We start from the raw sequence: 611 nt of genomic DNA, 5'->3' as shown, positions 1-611 counted from the left end.
AACCGTTGGTACCCATTAGAACAACCATGACAACAATAAGTATATTAGTAATATTATTACTCTTCGGACAAGCAGGATTTGTATTTGGACAAGATTCTGTTGACGTAAATGAAATGGTTGGTTTTGGTTGTTATTATGGCGGACAACCATCCAAGACGGTCAAAAAAGTGACGCAAAAACTTAAGAATAGAAACTATAAGGCAATTAAAAAAATGTTGACCTCAGACAACAATGCTGAGCGTTACATGGCAGTAATAACATTAGAAAAACTTAATGAATTGAAGGCAATTAAGCTCTATGACAATGACTATAAAAACATTGACATTATTAAAAATTCGAATGATTTAGTTTCAGTTTGTTCAGGCTGCGTTTCATTTTACAAAACAGAATTGAAAAATCTCTTTAAGCCAGAAATGAAGGATTTTTCATACAACTGGCTGAATCATAACTTTAAAAACATAAAAAATTAAATAACGGGTACCAACACGCCGCCATAGCGCATAGCAGGGTTAGTAGGTCCTTGGGTGGGCAGATTCCCGCCTCGATGGTCTCGTCCTTTCGGACGGACAATCTCAACGCAAATCTGCTACAGCGCCATGCGGCCAACCGTT

1 protein-coding gene is annotated in these 611 nt (G+C 37.3%); it reads left to right on the top strand.

Going from position 1 to position 611, the window contains the following annotated elements:
- On the top strand, nucleotides 1–470 hold a 470-nt coding region (locus tag ACSX1H_RS19505; RefSeq protein ID WP_439185936.1), incomplete at its 5' end, for a hypothetical protein.
- Nucleotides 471–611: the final 141 nt, after the last annotated feature.

The sequence above is a fragment of the Carboxylicivirga taeanensis genome, from assembly GCF_051851475.1.
Lineage (GTDB): Bacteria > Bacteroidota > Bacteroidia > Bacteroidales > Marinilabiliaceae > Carboxylicivirga > Carboxylicivirga taeanensis.
Note: the sequence above shows the minus strand (reverse complement) of the source record. Positions and strands in the feature narration are given on the sequence as shown.